This is a genomic window from Arthrobacter sp. fls2-241-R2A-200, from assembly GCF_030209745.1.
Lineage (GTDB): Bacteria > Actinomycetota > Actinomycetes > Actinomycetales > Micrococcaceae > Arthrobacter.
In genome coordinates this window covers 79,749-94,071 of record NZ_JARVRJ010000017.1, presented here as the reverse complement: position 1 = coordinate 94,071, position 14,323 = coordinate 79,749, and the positions used below count along the sequence as shown (strand labels likewise).

The 14,323-nt window shown below is 63.6% G+C and carries 12 protein-coding genes; 3 read left to right on the top strand and 9 right to left on the bottom strand.

Annotated elements, in window-relative coordinates:
- From paaK to QRN42_RS16205, 3 genes are all read left to right on the top strand, one after another.
- Entirely contained in the window at nt 1-1,362 is a 1,362-nt protein-coding gene (gene paaK / locus QRN42_RS16215) for a phenylacetate--CoA ligase PaaK (protein ID WP_284980167.1), read from the top strand.
- A 38-nt stretch (nt 1,363-1,400) separates the two neighbouring features.
- A complete protein-coding gene (locus QRN42_RS16210) occupies nt 1,401-2,003 on the top strand; it encodes a TetR/AcrR family transcriptional regulator (protein ID WP_284980166.1) in 603 nt (200 codons plus the stop codon).
- A gap of 76 nt (nt 2,004-2,079) precedes the next feature.
- Nucleotides 2,080-3,069, top strand: a complete 990-nt coding sequence (locus tag QRN42_RS16205) for an alpha/beta hydrolase family protein (RefSeq protein WP_284980165.1) — start codon at nt 2,080-2,082, stop codon at nt 3,067-3,069.
- A gap of 126 nt (nt 3,070-3,195) precedes the next feature.
- Here the strand turns inward: QRN42_RS16205 and paaZ are convergent, their stop codons facing one another.
- The 9 genes from paaZ to QRN42_RS16160 form a co-directional block, all read right to left on the bottom strand.
- The gene (gene paaZ, locus QRN42_RS16200; RefSeq protein WP_284980164.1) at nt 3,196-5,295 is read right to left on the bottom strand and encodes a phenylacetic acid degradation bifunctional protein PaaZ; all 2,100 of its coding nucleotides are present in this window, start codon (nt 5,293-5,295) and stop codon (nt 3,196-3,198) included.
- 190 nt (nt 5,296-5,485) lie between these two features.
- Nucleotides 5,486-6,478, bottom strand: coding sequence for a glycosyltransferase family 2 protein (locus QRN42_RS16195; protein ID WP_284980163.1), 993 nt, complete (start codon nt 6,476-6,478; stop codon nt 5,486-5,488).
- 27 nt (nt 6,479-6,505) lie between these two features.
- Nucleotides 6,506-7,237 (bottom strand): tyrosine-protein phosphatase, encoded by a 732-nt coding sequence (locus QRN42_RS16190; RefSeq protein ID WP_284980306.1) that lies wholly within the window; start codon nt 7,235-7,237, stop codon nt 6,506-6,508.
- 74 nt (nt 7,238-7,311) lie between these two features.
- Nucleotides 7,312-7,923, bottom strand: coding sequence for a GNAT family N-acetyltransferase (locus tag QRN42_RS16185; RefSeq protein ID WP_284980162.1), 612 nt, complete (start codon nt 7,921-7,923; stop codon nt 7,312-7,314).
- A gap of 25 nt (nt 7,924-7,948) precedes the next feature.
- Nucleotides 7,949-8,812 carry a 3-hydroxyacyl-CoA dehydrogenase family protein gene (locus tag QRN42_RS16180; protein ID WP_284980161.1) on the bottom strand — a complete coding sequence of 288 codons (864 nt, stop codon included), beginning with the start codon at nt 8,810-8,812 and terminating at the stop codon, nt 7,949-7,951.
- Nucleotides 8,809-9,645 carry an enoyl-CoA hydratase/isomerase family protein gene (locus QRN42_RS16175; RefSeq protein WP_284980160.1) on the bottom strand — a complete coding sequence of 279 codons (837 nt, stop codon included), beginning with the start codon at nt 9,643-9,645 and terminating at the stop codon, nt 8,809-8,811. The genes QRN42_RS16180 and QRN42_RS16175 overlap by 4 nt, the downstream gene beginning before the upstream one ends.
- Nucleotides 9,645-10,871, bottom strand: a complete 1,227-nt coding sequence (locus tag QRN42_RS16170; RefSeq protein ID WP_284980159.1) for a thiolase family protein — start codon at nt 10,869-10,871, stop codon at nt 9,645-9,647. The genes QRN42_RS16175 and QRN42_RS16170 overlap by 1 nt, the downstream gene beginning before the upstream one ends.
- A 132-nt stretch (nt 10,872-11,003) precedes the next feature.
- The gene (locus QRN42_RS16165; RefSeq protein WP_284980158.1) at nt 11,004-13,478 is read right to left on the bottom strand and encodes a hypothetical protein; all 2,475 of its coding nucleotides are present in this window, start codon (nt 13,476-13,478) and stop codon (nt 11,004-11,006) included.
- A gap of 7 nt (nt 13,479-13,485) precedes the next feature.
- Nucleotides 13,486-14,244: a peptidoglycan-binding protein gene (locus tag QRN42_RS16160; RefSeq protein ID WP_284980157.1), complete on the bottom strand. Its 759-nt coding sequence runs from the start codon at nt 14,242-14,244 to the stop codon at nt 13,486-13,488.
- Between the last annotated feature and the right edge of the window lie 79 nt (nt 14,245-14,323).

Genomic DNA, 14,323 nt, shown 5'->3' with positions numbered 1-14,323 from the left:
ATGACCCAGAACACCGTGGCCGCACCTTCCGGCTCCACCTCCAAAGACAGTGCACCCGTCCTGGACCGCGAAGAAACCATCTCCCGCGACGAACTCGAGGCCCTCCAGCTGAGCCGGCTGCAGCACACAGTGGCCTACGCCTACGATCGCGTCCCGCTGTACAAGCGCAAATTCGACGACGCCGGTGTGCACCCCACCGACTTGAAGGAACTCAGCGACCTCGGCAAGTTCCCGTACACCACCAAGGAAGACCTCCGCCTGGAGTACCCCTTCGGCATGTTCGCCGTACCGCAGGACCAGGTTGCACGCATCCACGCCAGTTCCGGAACCACCGGCCGTCCCACAGTGGTTGGTTACACCAAGAACGACCTCGCTACCTGGGCAACCCTGGTGGCACGGTCCTTCCGTGCCTCGGGCGTCCGCCCCGGAATGAAGGTCCACAATGCCTACGGCTACGGGCTGTTCACCGGCGGCCTCGGCGCCCACGCCGGCGCTGAAGCACTCGGCTGCACCGTCATCCCGATCTCCGGCGGCCAAACCGAGCGCCAGATCCAACTCATCCAGGACTTCAAGCCGGACGCGATCCTGGCCACTCCGACCTACCTGCTGACCATCGCGGACGCCATGGCCCACCAAGGCATCGACCCCACGTCCACCTCGCTGAAATACGCAGTCCTCGGCGCCGAGCCGTGGACCGAGGAGATGCGGCACGAACTCGAAGTCACCATGAACATCAAGGCCTCGGACATTTACGGCCTTTCTGAGGTGATGGGCCCGGGCGTTGCCGGCGAAGCTGTTGAAACGCAGGACGGCTGCCACATTTGGGAGGACCACTTCCGCCCCGAAATCATCGACCCCTTCGACCCCTCGCGGGGCGAAAGCTCAGTCTTGGGCGACGGCGAACCCGGCGAACTCGTCTTCACGTCGTTGACGAAGGAAGCGCTGCCGATCATCCGCTACCGCACCAAGGACCTGACCCGCCTGCTCCCCGGCACTGCCCGTCCGGCACACCGCCGCATGGGCCGCATCACCGGCCGCAGCGATGACATGATCATCCTCCGCGGCGTGAACCTGTTCCCATCCCAGATCGAAGAAATCGCGCTCCGCATCCCGGAACTGAGCCCCCACTTCCAACTCGAGCTCACCCGCCCCGAGGGCAAGCGGATGGATTCACTCACGGTACGCATTGAACGCCGCGAGTCCGTGTCCGCTGAATCAAGCACGACGGCGGCACGCACCTTGCGTGAGCAAATCAAGATCCATGTAGGGTCCTCTTGCGTGGTGGAAGTAGTGGATCCCGGTTCCCTCGAGCGTTCCAACGGCAAGCTGCGCCGCATCTACGACCTGCGCCCCAAGGGCTGAGCGGCTTCCGCTCGCTGAGATCATGAGAAAATGCCAGCATGCCTACTGAGACCACCACCAAGCGCGGCCGGCCCGGTTATGACCAGCAGTCGGTGCTCCGCATCGCCGTCGACGTCTTCAACCGCCACGGGTACGACGCGACGTCCATGGGCATCTTGGCTGAGAACCTCGGGATCTCCAAGTCGGCCATTTATCACCACGTTCCGTCCAAGGGCGATCTCCTCAAGCTCGCCTTGGACCACGCGTTGGGCGGCCTGGAAGCCATCCTGGAGGAGCCGGCTGCCACGTCGGGTCCTGCAGACGCCCGGCTCGAGTTCGTGCTTCGGCAAACAATCGCGGTGCTTGTGGACCGGCTGCCGTTCGTGACGTTGCTGCTTCGCCTGCGCGGCAACACGGAGATTGAGCGCGACGCCTTGGAACGCCGCCGCGCGTTCGACCACAAGGTCGCTGAGTTGATCTCGGCCGCGCGCGAGGACGGCTCGCTGCGCCAGGATATCGATCCCCGCACCGTGACCCGCCTGCTGTTTGGCACTATCAACTCGATCGTTGAGTGGTACAAGCCCGGCGGTTCCCTGTCCCCGGAGAAACTGGCGGACGACCTCATCACCATGGCCTTCGACGGGCTCCACACCGCCGTCTGATTCTCTCTTCGCCTGGCTGTAGACAAACTATTTCCAGCCGGAAGCGAAGATGGCACTAGTTGTAACATGTTCAAGTATGGGAGCATCCTTCACGGCCGCCGAGGCTACGTGGAACTTGGACGGGATCGCGATGCGCGGGACGCTACTGCGGCCCGCCGGCAGTGGCCCCTTTCCCGCGGTGGTTCTCGTCGCCGGCAGTGGTCCCACGGACCGGGACTGGCGCTCCCCCCTGCTGCCAGGGGCGAACGGTAGCGGTCGCCTGCTGGCTGAAGCATTCGCCGAAGCTGGCATCGCCTCGTTGCGCTATGACAAACGCGTTTCTGGACCTCACGGTCTGGAGAACGCCGCCGCGCTGATCGGGCGACTCAGCATGCAATCTCATTTGGACGAACTGGTTGCCGCCGTGCAGGTACTCGCTGCGGAAGAGTTCGTTGACTCGTCTCGTATCGCCGGCCTAGGCAGTAGTGAAGGTGCGCTGCACATCCTCCACTACGTGACCAGTCCCCAGGCAATCCCCTTTGCCGGCATCGTGCTCGCTGCTCCGCCCGGACGCTCCGGAAGGGAAGTGTTGCTGTCGCAGCTGGCCCTCATGGCCGCCCAGGTCCCTAATGGGGACGAGCTTTTTGCTCTCGTGCGCGCCGCCGCAACTCGATATGAGGCCGGACAGCCGATGGATCTAGACCCTCGCCTGCCGGAAAACGTCCGGATGGTGCTGTCCAGCTTCGAGGCACCGGCAAATCTCCCACTCGCTCGCGAGCTATGGATGGAGAACGCCGCGGATTCTTTGTCGGCCGTTAAGGTGCCCACACTGGCCCTCATCGGCGGCCGGGACCTTCAGATAGATCAACACGCCGACGGCGACCCGTTGCGGGCGGCAGCAACGGGCATGGCGAACGTAACGTTTGCGTTCCCACAGAACGCAAACCATGTCTTCAAGGAAGATCACCGGTCCCCGGCTGAAGTGGCCTCCACGCCCGGCAACGGCTACAACGATGAGAACACCCATCTCGATCCCGAGTCCCTACAGATCACTCTTCGATGGCTCAGCGATCTTTTCCTGAGATAGCAGACCACCACGTCCCACCGTCGTGAGATCCCTCCAAAGTCGCCACAAACACGAAACGCTTCCCCACCATGTGGAGAAGCGTTTCGTCGTTACGGGGATCAGTTCCTGGGATCAGTTCAGCGGAGGCTACTTCTCCACGAGGGTCAGGACGTCGTACGTCGCCACGATTTCGTCGTTCTGGTTAGTCAGGACGGCATCCCAGGCCACTTCGCCGTACTCATCCGTTTCGCGGGGGGTGATCTTCTTGGCCGTCAGCGTCACGCGGATGGAGTCGCCGGCCGCAACAGGGGTGATGAACCGCAGGTTCTCCAGGCCGTAATTGGCCAGCACGGGGCCCGGCGCCGGCTCAACGAACAGCCCGGCCGCCCAGCTCAGCAGGAGGTAGCCGTGGGCCACAATCCCAGGGAAGAACGGGTTGGCCTCGGCGGCTTCCTGGTTGGTGTGCGCGTAGAACGTGTCCCCCGTGGAATTCGCGAAGGCTGTGATGTCCTCAAGCTTGACCTCGCGCAGCTCTGAACGGACTGCGTCACCGATGCGGAGCGTGGAAAGGTGCTTCCGGAACGGGTGCTCCCCTTCTGTCTCCACAGTGAAGTTGCGGTCGGCCCCGGTGTGCCAGACGCCGGTGACGGCCGTCAACATGTTGGGGGAACCCTGGATGGCGGTTCGTTGCATGTGGTGCAGGACCGAGCGGATTCCGCCCAGCTCCTCTCCGCCACCTGCCCGGCCGGGGCCACCGTGGACCAGGTGCGGAACGGGAGAACCGTGCCCCGTTGAGGACCGGGCGTCCTCGCGGTTGAGCATGTGGACACGGCCGTGGTGAGCCGCGATTCCCAGCACCAACTCCCGGGCTACGGCAGGATCGTTTGTGCATACCGAGGCCACGAGTGACCCTGATCCGCGGGCTGCTAGGCGGATGGCATCAGCAAGGTCCGAGTACCCGATCACGGAGGAAACCGGCCCGAAAGCCTCGAGTGAGTGCACTTCTTCGGCCTCGGCATCCGACCAGCTCAGGAGTACCGGCGACATGAACGCGCCATCTTCCACGACGCCCACCGCGCCTCCGACCGAGGTGACCGACGGCGAATCGAGGGACCCGTACGCGAGCTCGCCACCGGCGTCGAGCATTGACTGCACGGCAGCGCGGACGTCGGCCAGCTGGTCCAGGGATGCCAGGGCACCCATGGTGACGCCCTCGGCCCGCGGGTCGCCGAGGACAACGCGCTCGTTGATGCGGGCGCCGACGGCGGCGGCGACGTCAGCGGTCAACGCCTGCGGGACGATGACGCGGCGGATGGCTGTGCACTTTTGGCCGGCCTTGACGGTCATCTCAGTGACCACGGCCTTGATGAAAGCGTCGAACTCCGGGGTACCGGGAACAGCATCGGGTCCGAGGATGGCAGCGTTGAGCGAATCGGTTTCCGAGGTGAACCGGACACCCCCCTGGACTACGTTCGGGTGCGACTTGAGCGACTTGGCTGTTGAGGCAGAACCCGTGAAGGAAACGAGGTCGCGGTAGTCCAGCTCATCCAGCAACGTCCGGGCGGAGCCGGAAATCAGCTGGAGGGAACCGGCGGGGAGGATCCCGGATTCGATGATCGCCTTAACGGCCGCGGCCGCGACATATCCCGTGGGCGTGGCCGGCTTCACGATCGTGGGGACGCCGGCCAGGAACGACGGCGCGAACTTCTCGAGCATGCCCCAGACGGGGAAGTTGAAAGCGTTAATCTGCACAGCGACGCCGGGAATGCGGGTGTAAATGTGCTCAGCTACGAACGAGCCATCCTTGGACAGCGTCTCCATGGGGCCGTCCACCACAACCTGCGAGTTCGGCAGCTCGCGGCGGCCCTTGGAGCCGAACGTGAACAAAACGCCGATACCGCCGTCGATGTCGATCATGTTGTCGATCTTGGTGGCACCCGACTGGGAGGAGGACGCGTACAGTTCCTCGCGGCGCCCGTTCAGGTACATGGCCAGCTCTTTGAGCTTGAGCGCCCGTTGATGGAACGTCAACTTCCCAAGTTCAGTTTGGCCGGTGGTGCGTCCGTAATGCACGACGGCGGCAAGGTCCAGTCCGTCGGTGCTGACGTTTGCCAGGACTTTGCCGGTGCTCGCATCGCGAACCGGGACGGTCTTGGCGCCGGGTTCGGGGGTCCACCAAGCGTCCTGGACGTAACTGGGTACGGTTGCAACGGCTGTGGTTTCCGGGGCGACTGCGGTAGTGGTCATCGTCGACGGGTCCTTCCAAGGCACATGAAAGCGGCACGGTCATTGCTGACGAGCGCCAACATTACTGACCGGCCGTTCGGTAATATAGACAGCCTACATGAATGCCGGGAGGAGTACAGCAGGAATTTTTCGCAGCGGCGGGAGGTGGAAGCGCAACTGGCTAGTGCTCGAGCTGCTAGTGCTCGACCTGCTAGTCCCGGGGCTGCTGGTTCCGCTTCCCCAGCTTCCTTGCCAGCAGCATGGGCTTCCTCAGGAATTCGCCCACGCTGGTTCGTGTCAGCACGGTCTGGTTCAGCGCCTCCAGCCGATCCAGCAGGTGGTCAAGCTTCGCAGTGGCTTCGTCGAGACGCCGCTGCTGGGCCATGATGAGTTCCTCCTGGGTGGCCAGCACCCGGGTCAGGTAAAGCGTGGCGCCTAGGCCGTTCCGGGCCACTCCTTCACGGAGGTACTCATCGCGCACCACGGCGTCGTAGCGGGCGTGATCGGCCGCCTTGGAGAAGAGGCTGTTGCCGTCGTGTCCCCCTGCTTCCGGCCGCTGCGACCAGAAGGCGAGCGGTTCGCCGTCGAGGAATCCAACATGGGCGTGGCTGAGGACGCGAAGATGGAACTCCCAGTCCCCCACCACGGGAAGGTCTTCGTTGTAATATCCCACGGCGTCATGCAGGCTGCGCCGGTACAGGAACGAGATGGGGACGGCCCGGTTGATCTTGAGCATGTCGGAAAGCGTGATCTGCCGCATGTCAGCCCAGAAGATCTCGCGGCGGACCTCTTCGATCGCCTCACCCACAAGTTCTTCGATGACGATTTCCGTCCGAACCATGACCCCGACATCGGAGGCATGCCCATCCAGGTAAGCGACGGTGCGCTCGAGGAAAGTGGGAGCCCAGAAATCGTCGTCATCGTGGATCACGATGAACTCGCCCGTTCCCGCCTTGAGGCCAGCATTCGATGCCGCTTCCATGCCCACCGACTCGGTGTGATGCAAGGTGGTGATCCGCTCACGTTCGGCGTCGGACCGGGCGGACATGACGCGTTCGACGTCGCCGGGGTCGCCGCCGTCGTTAACCACCACGACTTCGAAATCCTGAAAAGTCTGCCCAAAGATGTCTTCCAGCGCGCGTGCGAGGAAGACGGGCCGATTCTTTGTTCGGGTCACGATGGTGATGCGGGCGCCTGCGGTCATGGCTGGTCCTCCAATGGGGAACTGTGATCAGTTCTGCATATTAGCAGTGCGGGTAGTGAGCTTACCTCTGATCGCTTGCACTTCCGCGGCTGAGACCCCGTTGGCTTCGAGGAACCCTGTGGCATCGAACGAGCCCAAAAATGCCCGCAGGCTGGCCCGCCGCTGCGTCAATAACGCGCCCAGGTCGGCATCCGACAGATAGGGATCATGGGCGTGCGGGGCACCGTGCGTGCGGTGGCGTTCATTGATTCCCCGTGCCGCGAACTCGTAGCCATGGACCATTTCCTCGTCGCTGAAGCCCGCCAAGCGCTGCAGGATCAGGGCTATCACGCCGCTTCGATCCCGCCCGGCAGAACAATGGACAACCACCTTGCCCGGCGAGGCGGCAATGGCCTTGAACACCGCCGCAACTTTGCCTCCGAACAGGTTGAGGTAATCGGCGTACTGCTCCGGATCCTTCAGGTAGGGGCCGAACAACTCGCTGAAGCGGCTATGGTCCGGATCTTCCGTGGGGCAATGGACGACGTCGATGCGGGCCTTCACATCGGCGGGGACCTGGGGATCGGTATCGCGCGAGCGCCTCTCGCGGGAGGTGCGGAGATCGATGACTGTCCGGACGCCGTCGTCGTACATTTGCGACCAACCGGCCTCGGTCACCCACTCGCTGCGCCCCATTCTGTACACATCACCGGCAATCCGCCACGCGTTGACGGCACCGTCCCAGTGGACGCTTTCAGGCGAAGGGCTTGTCCCTTCCATGGGAGTCATACCAGCAGCTAAGCACATGCGGGCGGCTTCGCCGAGGGGTTAGCTCTCGCGACTATGACGCGCACTTACCGCCGAGATCCCGCCCCTCGGCGAGAGCTGAGCCGCAACTCCAAGCCGTTGCGCACCGCGGGCCACTCGTGTTCAAGGATCGAGAAAACCACCGTGTCGCGCAGTGCACCATCGGCGCTCCGGGAGTGGTTGCGCAATACGCCATCCTGCTTGGCCCCGAGCCGGGCGATAGCCTCGCGCGACTGATGGTTCAACCAGTGGGTGCGGAATTCCACGGCCGGGCAGCCGAGCACTTCAAAAGCGTGCTGCAGGAGCAACAGCTTCGAGTCCGGATTGGTTCCTGTGCCGTGAGCCGATGCCGCGTTCCACGTGGAGCCAATTTCCACGCGGGGTGTGACGGCGTCGATGTTCATGTAGGTGGTCATGCCGATGAGCTTGCCCGTTGAGTTGGAGCGGGTGGCGAACGGCAGCATGGAACCTTCTGCCTGCAGTCCCAGCCTGCGATCGATCTCGGCGGCCATCCCCTCCGGCGTCGGCACTGAGGTGTACCACAGCTTCCAGAGTTCGCCGTCGCGGGCGGCCTCCACGAGGTCATCATGATGCTCCTGGCTCAAAGGCTCCAGCGTCACGAATTTTCCGGTCAAGGTGATGGGTTCGAAGGAAGTCACCCGGCAAGCCTAACCGGCACGGGCATCAATCCGTCCAGTCGAAAAACCCCTTGCCGGTCTTGCGCCCCAGCTCCCCGCGTGCCACCTTGTCCCGAAGGATCTGTGGCGGCGCGAAACGGTCGCCCAAAGTGGACTGCAGGTACTCGGCGATGCCCAGGCGCACGTCCAGCCCTACTATGTCGGTGGTCTTGAGGGGTCCGGTGGGGTGTTTGTATCCGAGCACCATCGCAGCGTCGATGTCTTCGGCGGACGCGACGCCCTCTTCCACCATCCGCATCGCTTCAAGCGCGATAGCCACGCCCAGCCTCGATGAGGCGAAGCCCGGTGCGTCATTGACGACGACGGCGGTCTTGCCAAGTGCCTCGGTCCAGCTTTTCGCCGCTTCAGCGAGTTCGGGAGACGTCTCCCTGGCAAGCACCACTTCGATGAGGGTGGACGCGGGGACGGGGTTGAAGAAGTGCAGACCAACAAAATTGGCCGGACGTTGCAGTTCGTTCGCAAGCCCTGTCACAGAGAGGGAGGATGTGTTCGAGGCCAAGAAAGCATCGGCGGCAAGGTGCGTCTCAACGGCTTTGAGGGCCGTGACCTTCAGTTCATAATCCTCCGGCACTGCCTCCACCACGAGCCCGCAATGGACAAACGAGGCGTAATCGGTGGACGTGCTGAACCGGGCCATCGCCTCTTCGGGTGCCTCGTTCAAGGTGCCGCGGGCAGCGGACTTGGCGACGGCGTCGGCCACCCTTGCCTGCGCTCCGGCGGCGGCCTCGTGATCGCGCTCGACCACCATCACCGTGGCACCTTTGGTGAGGAACGCGTGGGCGATCCCGGCACCCATCCGCCCACCGCCGAGGACTCCGACGACGTGCGGGATACTGTGAGTGGCTGTCATTTCTCGGTCCTGTCCTGGGTGGGCATGTCCTGGGCGGGCACGTCTTGGGCGGGCATGTCCGGCATCTTTGCCGATTTCTTATCGTTTCGTTTGTCGAGGAACGCCTGCATGCGGTCGAACTTCGCCTGCGACTCAAAGAGGATGCCTTGGGCCAGGGTATCGATCAGTGGGTGGGATTCGGCCGGGGCATGGAAAACGGACTTGGTGATCCGGACTGCCAATGGATCCTGCCGGCCAATCCGGTCTGCCAGCCTGTGCGCTGCATCCATCAGCTCTGCCGCCTCGTGGATTTCGGTGACCAGGTGGATGGCGAGTGCTTCATCAGCCCGCAACACAGCACCGGCCAGGAGGATCTCCTTGGCCTTCGGCTCCCCCACCAATTCCTTGAGCCGCCAACTGGCGCCGGCCGCGGCGAGGATGCCCAGGCCGGTTTCAGGGTTACCGATGCGCACGTTCGGGGTGCCGATCCGGAAATCTGCGGCATAGGCAAGCTCGGCGCCCCCACCGAGGCAGTAACCATCCAAGGCGGCGATGACAGGCATGGGCAGCTTGGCGATACGGACGAAGATCGTGGAGTTGATGCCCTGCAAGGCGTCGTTCCGGCGTCGTTCCCGCAGCTGTCCGATGTCGGCTCCCGAGGCGAAGACGCCGTCGGTACCCGCGATAATAAGTACCTTCGGGTTGCGTTCGAGTTCGGCGCACACCATATGCAACTCATCCACCATGGTTTGGTCTATCGCGTTGCGCACTTCGGGGCGGTTCAGGAGGACCGTCAGCCGGTCCTCCCTGTCGTCAAGGACAAGGGTGGTGAAGTCCTCCGGATCCAGTGCCATTACACGCCTTCCAGCAACATCGCGGTACCTTGTCCCACGCCGATACACATGGTGGCCAGTCCCAGTTTCGGTCCCGTTGCGGAGCCGAGTTCGCGCTCCATCCGGCCCAGCAGCGTAATGGCAATGCGTGATCCGCTGGAACCGAGGGGATGGCCCAAACTGATGGCGCCGCCGTCGTTATTCACAATGTCCGGGTCCAGGCCCAAGCGACGCATACTCGCCAGCGACTGCGTGGCGAAAGCTTCGTTGAGCTCCACTGCGCCAAGCTGATCCACGGTGAGACCGGCGCGGGCAAGGACTTTCTGCGTTGCCGGGACTGGCCCGATGCCCATGATTTCCGGCTCACATCCTGCCGAGGCGCCGTCGATGATGCGGGCGCGGGGTGTCAGGCCGAATTTTTTGATCGCAGCTTCGGACGCGACGATGATGGCGGAGGCGCCGTCGTTCAGGGTCGAAGAGTTGCCGGCCGTGACCACGGAGCCGCCGGGGACTACGGGACGCAGCCCGGCCAGAACCTCCATGGTGGTGCCCTCTCGGGGTCCTTCATCGGTGTCCACCATGGTTTCGGACTTGCGGGTCTTGACCGTGACGGGAACTATTTCGTCCTTGAAACGCCCTCCCGCGATGGCCGCAAGGGCGAGCTCATGAGATCTGACGGCAAACGCGTCGGCGTCTTCGCGGGAAATGTTGTCCACCCGAGCCACTTCCTCGGCAGTCTCCGGCATGGAATACGTCATCTTGCCGTCGCGCGAGAGCTCGCCTTTGGCGAAGAGCGGGTTGGCGAAGCGCCAGCCGATGGAAGTATCGAAGATCTGTCCGGGCTTGGCGAACGCCGTGGTTGGCTTCTCCTGGACCCACGGTGCCCGGCTCATCGACTCGACCCCGCCGGCCACCACGATGTCCGCAGCACCGGACTTGATCATGTGGCTGGCCATGATGATGGCGCTCAGCCCGGAGGCACAGAGGCGGTTCACGGTGATTCCGGGGATGTGGAGGGGAAGTCCGGCCAGGATGGTTGCCATCCGGGCGACGTTCCGGTTCTCCTCACCTGCGCCGTTTGCGTTGCCGAGGATCACCTCGTCGATGGCGTCAGGGTCGACGCCGGCACGCGCCACGGCTTCCCGTATCACCAAAGCTGCAAGATCGTCGGGGCGGACAGCGGACAGCGCCCCACCGTATCGACCTACAGGCGTGCGTGCGCCGCCAACCAGAAAAGCCTCGACCATGGGAACATCCTTCGCAGAAGAAAGGGTCGGCACGGAATAATATACCGACCGTTCGTTCTATAAAGATTACACGGCTAGGCGGAGTGGTCAACAGATGAAGCCGTACGGGCTTCCACGCGAGCCGCGGTCACTCTACGGGCTCGCGGGAGAAGTAGCTGCCGGTGCGGGTGCTGCCGGCGCCGGTGCTGCGGTGGCGGGTGGGGGGCTCGCCGCAGGTGCAGGAGCTACGGGCTCGGGGGTCACCGCTTGCTGGGTCGGCCCGGTCGGCTGGATTGGCCCCTGACCGGGCGCCTGACCGGGTGCCTGGTCTGCCGGAGGCGCGGGACTGGGAACGCTGGAGGGGTTGGATGCAGGCGTCGGCTGCTGAACGGGCGCTGACGGATCGGTGGGTGCAACCTCAGGGGCTTGGGTAGCCCCCGGCGAGGTATTTGCCGGTGTTGTGGGTCCGGTGGTTCCAGCCGGGGAGGCGCCGGGCTCCGCACGGATGATAGCGATGATCTGTTCCTTGAACCCTTGCAGTTTGCCCTGGATCTCCGAAAGCGGGACATTTTGCAGGTTCCGCCCGTACTCAGCGATTTGCTGCCATAACGCAGTGAGCTTGGACATCCCCTCCGAGCTCAACGGACCGTCAAGGGTAAGTACGAGCTGGCTGGCCAAGGCGTACGTCAGGCAGCGGACGCAATTGTAGTTAGCCGCCGTCGAGAGGTTTTGAGGGACGATCACGTTCGCCTGCCCAACGATCAGCACAACCTGGAATCCGACGGCGACCGCGGCACAGTCTTTGCAGCTGGCGAAAGCGTAGGCACCGTTGGTGTTGAGCACGTCATGGCCATCGTCCGCCCAGACCAATGCGAATGCGACGTCGTAGACCACTGAGCCGTCCGTGGTGTTGACGGCGAGGGCCTGATTGTCCCCATCCGCCGGTGGAGCCGGTTTGTCGAAGGGAAACACCCAGGAAGGCGCCACTGTGCCGGGCGTGCCGCCACTTTGGGCAGACTGGCCTGTCTTGGCTGAAGCTTCCCTCGGCACCAACACCATGCTCAGCTGGGGATTGTCACGGGTGGGTTTGCGGGCACCGGCTGGCCAGAGCACAACCGTCTGGCCGGTTTGGCCTTCGTGCATACCTTGGACGGCAGCGGCAGGGAGCATCGCGGTTGCGGCATCAAGGAGGGTGCCGCGCTCGTAAGACTGGATCGGGCGGTAGGTATCGGCGCCTGGCCACCAAGCCCACGCCAAGCCGGCCACGACAGCAAGGATTGCCATCATTGCCACACCCCGCTGCAATGACTTGCCCTTGGTCCTTCGCCAAAGTCCGGTGAGGAACTGGCGTCCGGAGCGGAGCAGGATGTAAAAGATGCCCAGAATCGGCAGGGCGATGCACAGGATCGCGACGATTCGCACAGCGACGTCGGCAAAGTCCCCCGTGGAGGCGCTGTGGGAGAGCATGGCCTGCTGTTTCCAACCGTTGTCCCAGGCAGTGGCCAGCACGCGAGGAAGGGTAAGCAGCATGGTGGCCATGCTGAATACCAACAGGGGAACGGTCACCAAGACCCAGATGGTCACGACGGCGCGCGCCCAAGGCTTGAGGAGTTGGGCCTCTGGATCGGTTTTTCGCCATGGGAGGAGTCCCAGCAGGGTGGGTTTGATCCGCTGGAAGAGGTCCGGAACGCCGGTGGCGTCGGCAAGGATGTGGTAGCCGTCGAAGCGGACCATGGGCATCAACTGCCGAACCATCTGCAGGATCTGGGTGACCACTACCAGCAACAGGGCGTCGTAGCCGGTGACCCACCAGATGCCCATGATGGCAACAGCCACGATGGCATTGAAGTAGAGCCCACCCAGGTCGGTCCGGATTCGGCCACCTCGGCCCAACCGGTAGGAATCCGTGACGTCGGTGTAGAACGCGGGCCACATCAAGTACAGGCCTGTCCCCATCGCCCCGGGAGTGGCGCCGCCACGCCGGGCCGCAGCGGCATGGCCGAATTCGTGGAAGCCGGCCGAGACCACCGTGACCACCAAAATGAGAAGGACCAGGCCCGGGTTGGCGAACGCTTCGTGGGTAGCCGAGGCGAGGCCCTTGACCATCAGGAGCCACCAACATGAGGCCAGGAAGGCGATCGTGATAACCGCCACGATTACCGGATTGAAAAGCCTCGCAAACGGGGCAGTAAGCTTCCGTGTTCGCTCCGGATCCGTGACGGAGTAGCGGAACCGCATGCCAAGAAGCGGGTTCGATTTCCTCACTTCGGGCTGGGAGCCGTCCGCGAGCTGCAGCAGGCCCATCGGCAGGAGCTGGGACGTTATCAGCATCCGGACATTGTCCGGGCTCACCAATTTTCCGAAGCCGTTGCTGGCATGCTCTGCGATGGAGTCGACGTCCCGGCGGCCGTCAATTGCCTCAAGGATCAGGTACAGCAGCCGCGTGAGCTGGATCGTCTGGCCGTCGGCACGTCGGACCAGGGATGGGGCTTCTTTGTAGCCCGAGCCCTTCGTTTCGCCGATGAGCTGAACGCCGTCGGCCCGGACAGGGATGGTCAGGCTCCCATGTGGCGCAGGCGCTATCGGAGGGCCGTCCTGCCCGGACGGCCCTCCGTTCACAAGACTCATCCGGCTGCTACTGCTTCATGGTGGACTGCTGATCCGCCGACGACGTCGCATTGCCGTGGATGTCCTGGTTGATAATGGCATCCTGATGGGAAACGGCGACTGCTTGGCTGTCGATAGACCCGATGTTCGCACCAACCGCCGCATCAATCGGGGCTGCGACATTGGCGTTAGCGGCCACGGCTCCGTTGATCGGCGCCGCAATGCCGGCATTGGCATCCAAGTTCACATCGACGTTGAGCAGGTTGCCATTCAGTGCGCCAGCGGCGCCAGCGGCAGCTGTTCCAGCATCCGCTACTGTCCCGGCAGGCACTGCGCCGGCACCGGGCACGACTCCAGCGCCGGGCAGCGCCTCGGTACCAGTGGTTGCTGCAGGTACAGCGGTCCCGTCGCTGGTCGGCACCGGCGACTCTGGAGCCGGGGAGGCCGTAGGGGCGGTGCCCGAACCCTGGTCGATTCCGCTGTCCTGCACTGAATGCGCGGTGGCATCCCCGGTAATGCCCTGATCGATAAGAGCACCCTGCTGTGCCAAGGCCTGTGATTCTGACCCGAACGACAGGACGTTGGCGGACGCACCGGCATCAATGGGTGCTGCGACGTTCGCGTTGGCGGCAACGCCAAGATCGATGGGAGCGGCCGCGCTGATCCCCAGGTTCAGGTCCGCGTTCAAGTCCAGTACGGACGCCACTTCCTTATCCGGGAGGGCCGTTGCCCCTTGGGACATGAGTTCTTCCTCCGAAAGTTCAGGCATTTCCCGCTCAACGCTCATAAGAATCTCCCTATCCGGCACCCTGATGCCTGGTCACAGCCCTCGTCATCCAGCCCTCAACGGACGGATACAGCTCGAG

Excerpts from the sequence above, each read along its gene's own strand:
- paaK (WP_284980167.1), top strand. The coding sequence starts at position 1 with ATGACCCAGAACACCGTGGCCGCACCTTCCGGCTCCACCTCCAAAGAC.
- QRN42_RS16210 (WP_284980166.1), top strand. The coding sequence starts at position 1,401 with ATGCCTACTGAGACCACCACCAAGCGCGGCCGGCCCGGTTATGACCAG.
- QRN42_RS16205 (WP_284980165.1), top strand. The coding sequence starts at position 2,080 with ATGGGAGCATCCTTCACGGCCGCCGAGGCTACGTGGAACTTGGACGGG.
- paaZ (WP_284980164.1), bottom strand. The coding sequence starts at position 5,295 with ATGACCACTACCGCAGTCGCCCCGGAAACCACAGCCGTTGCAACCGTA.
- QRN42_RS16195 (WP_284980163.1), bottom strand. The coding sequence starts at position 6,478 with ATGACCGCAGGCGCCCGCATCACCATCGTGACCCGAACAAAGAATCGG.
- QRN42_RS16190 (WP_284980306.1), bottom strand. The coding sequence starts at position 7,237 with ATGGAAGGGACAAGCCCTTCGCCTGAAAGCGTCCACTGGGACGGTGCC.
- QRN42_RS16180 (WP_284980161.1), bottom strand. The coding sequence starts at position 8,812 with ATGACAGCCACTCACAGTATCCCGCACGTCGTCGGAGTCCTCGGCGGT.
- QRN42_RS16175 (WP_284980160.1), bottom strand. The coding sequence starts at position 9,645 with ATGGCACTGGATCCGGAGGACTTCACCACCCTTGTCCTTGACGACAGG.
- QRN42_RS16170 (WP_284980159.1), bottom strand. The coding sequence starts at position 10,871 with ATGGTCGAGGCTTTTCTGGTTGGCGGCGCACGCACGCCTGTAGGTCGA.
- QRN42_RS16165 (WP_284980158.1), bottom strand. The coding sequence starts at position 13,478 with ATGAGTCTTGTGAACGGAGGGCCGTCCGGGCAGGACGGCCCTCCGATA.
- QRN42_RS16160 (WP_284980157.1), bottom strand. The coding sequence starts at position 14,244 with ATGAGCGTTGAGCGGGAAATGCCTGAACTTTCGGAGGAAGAACTCATG.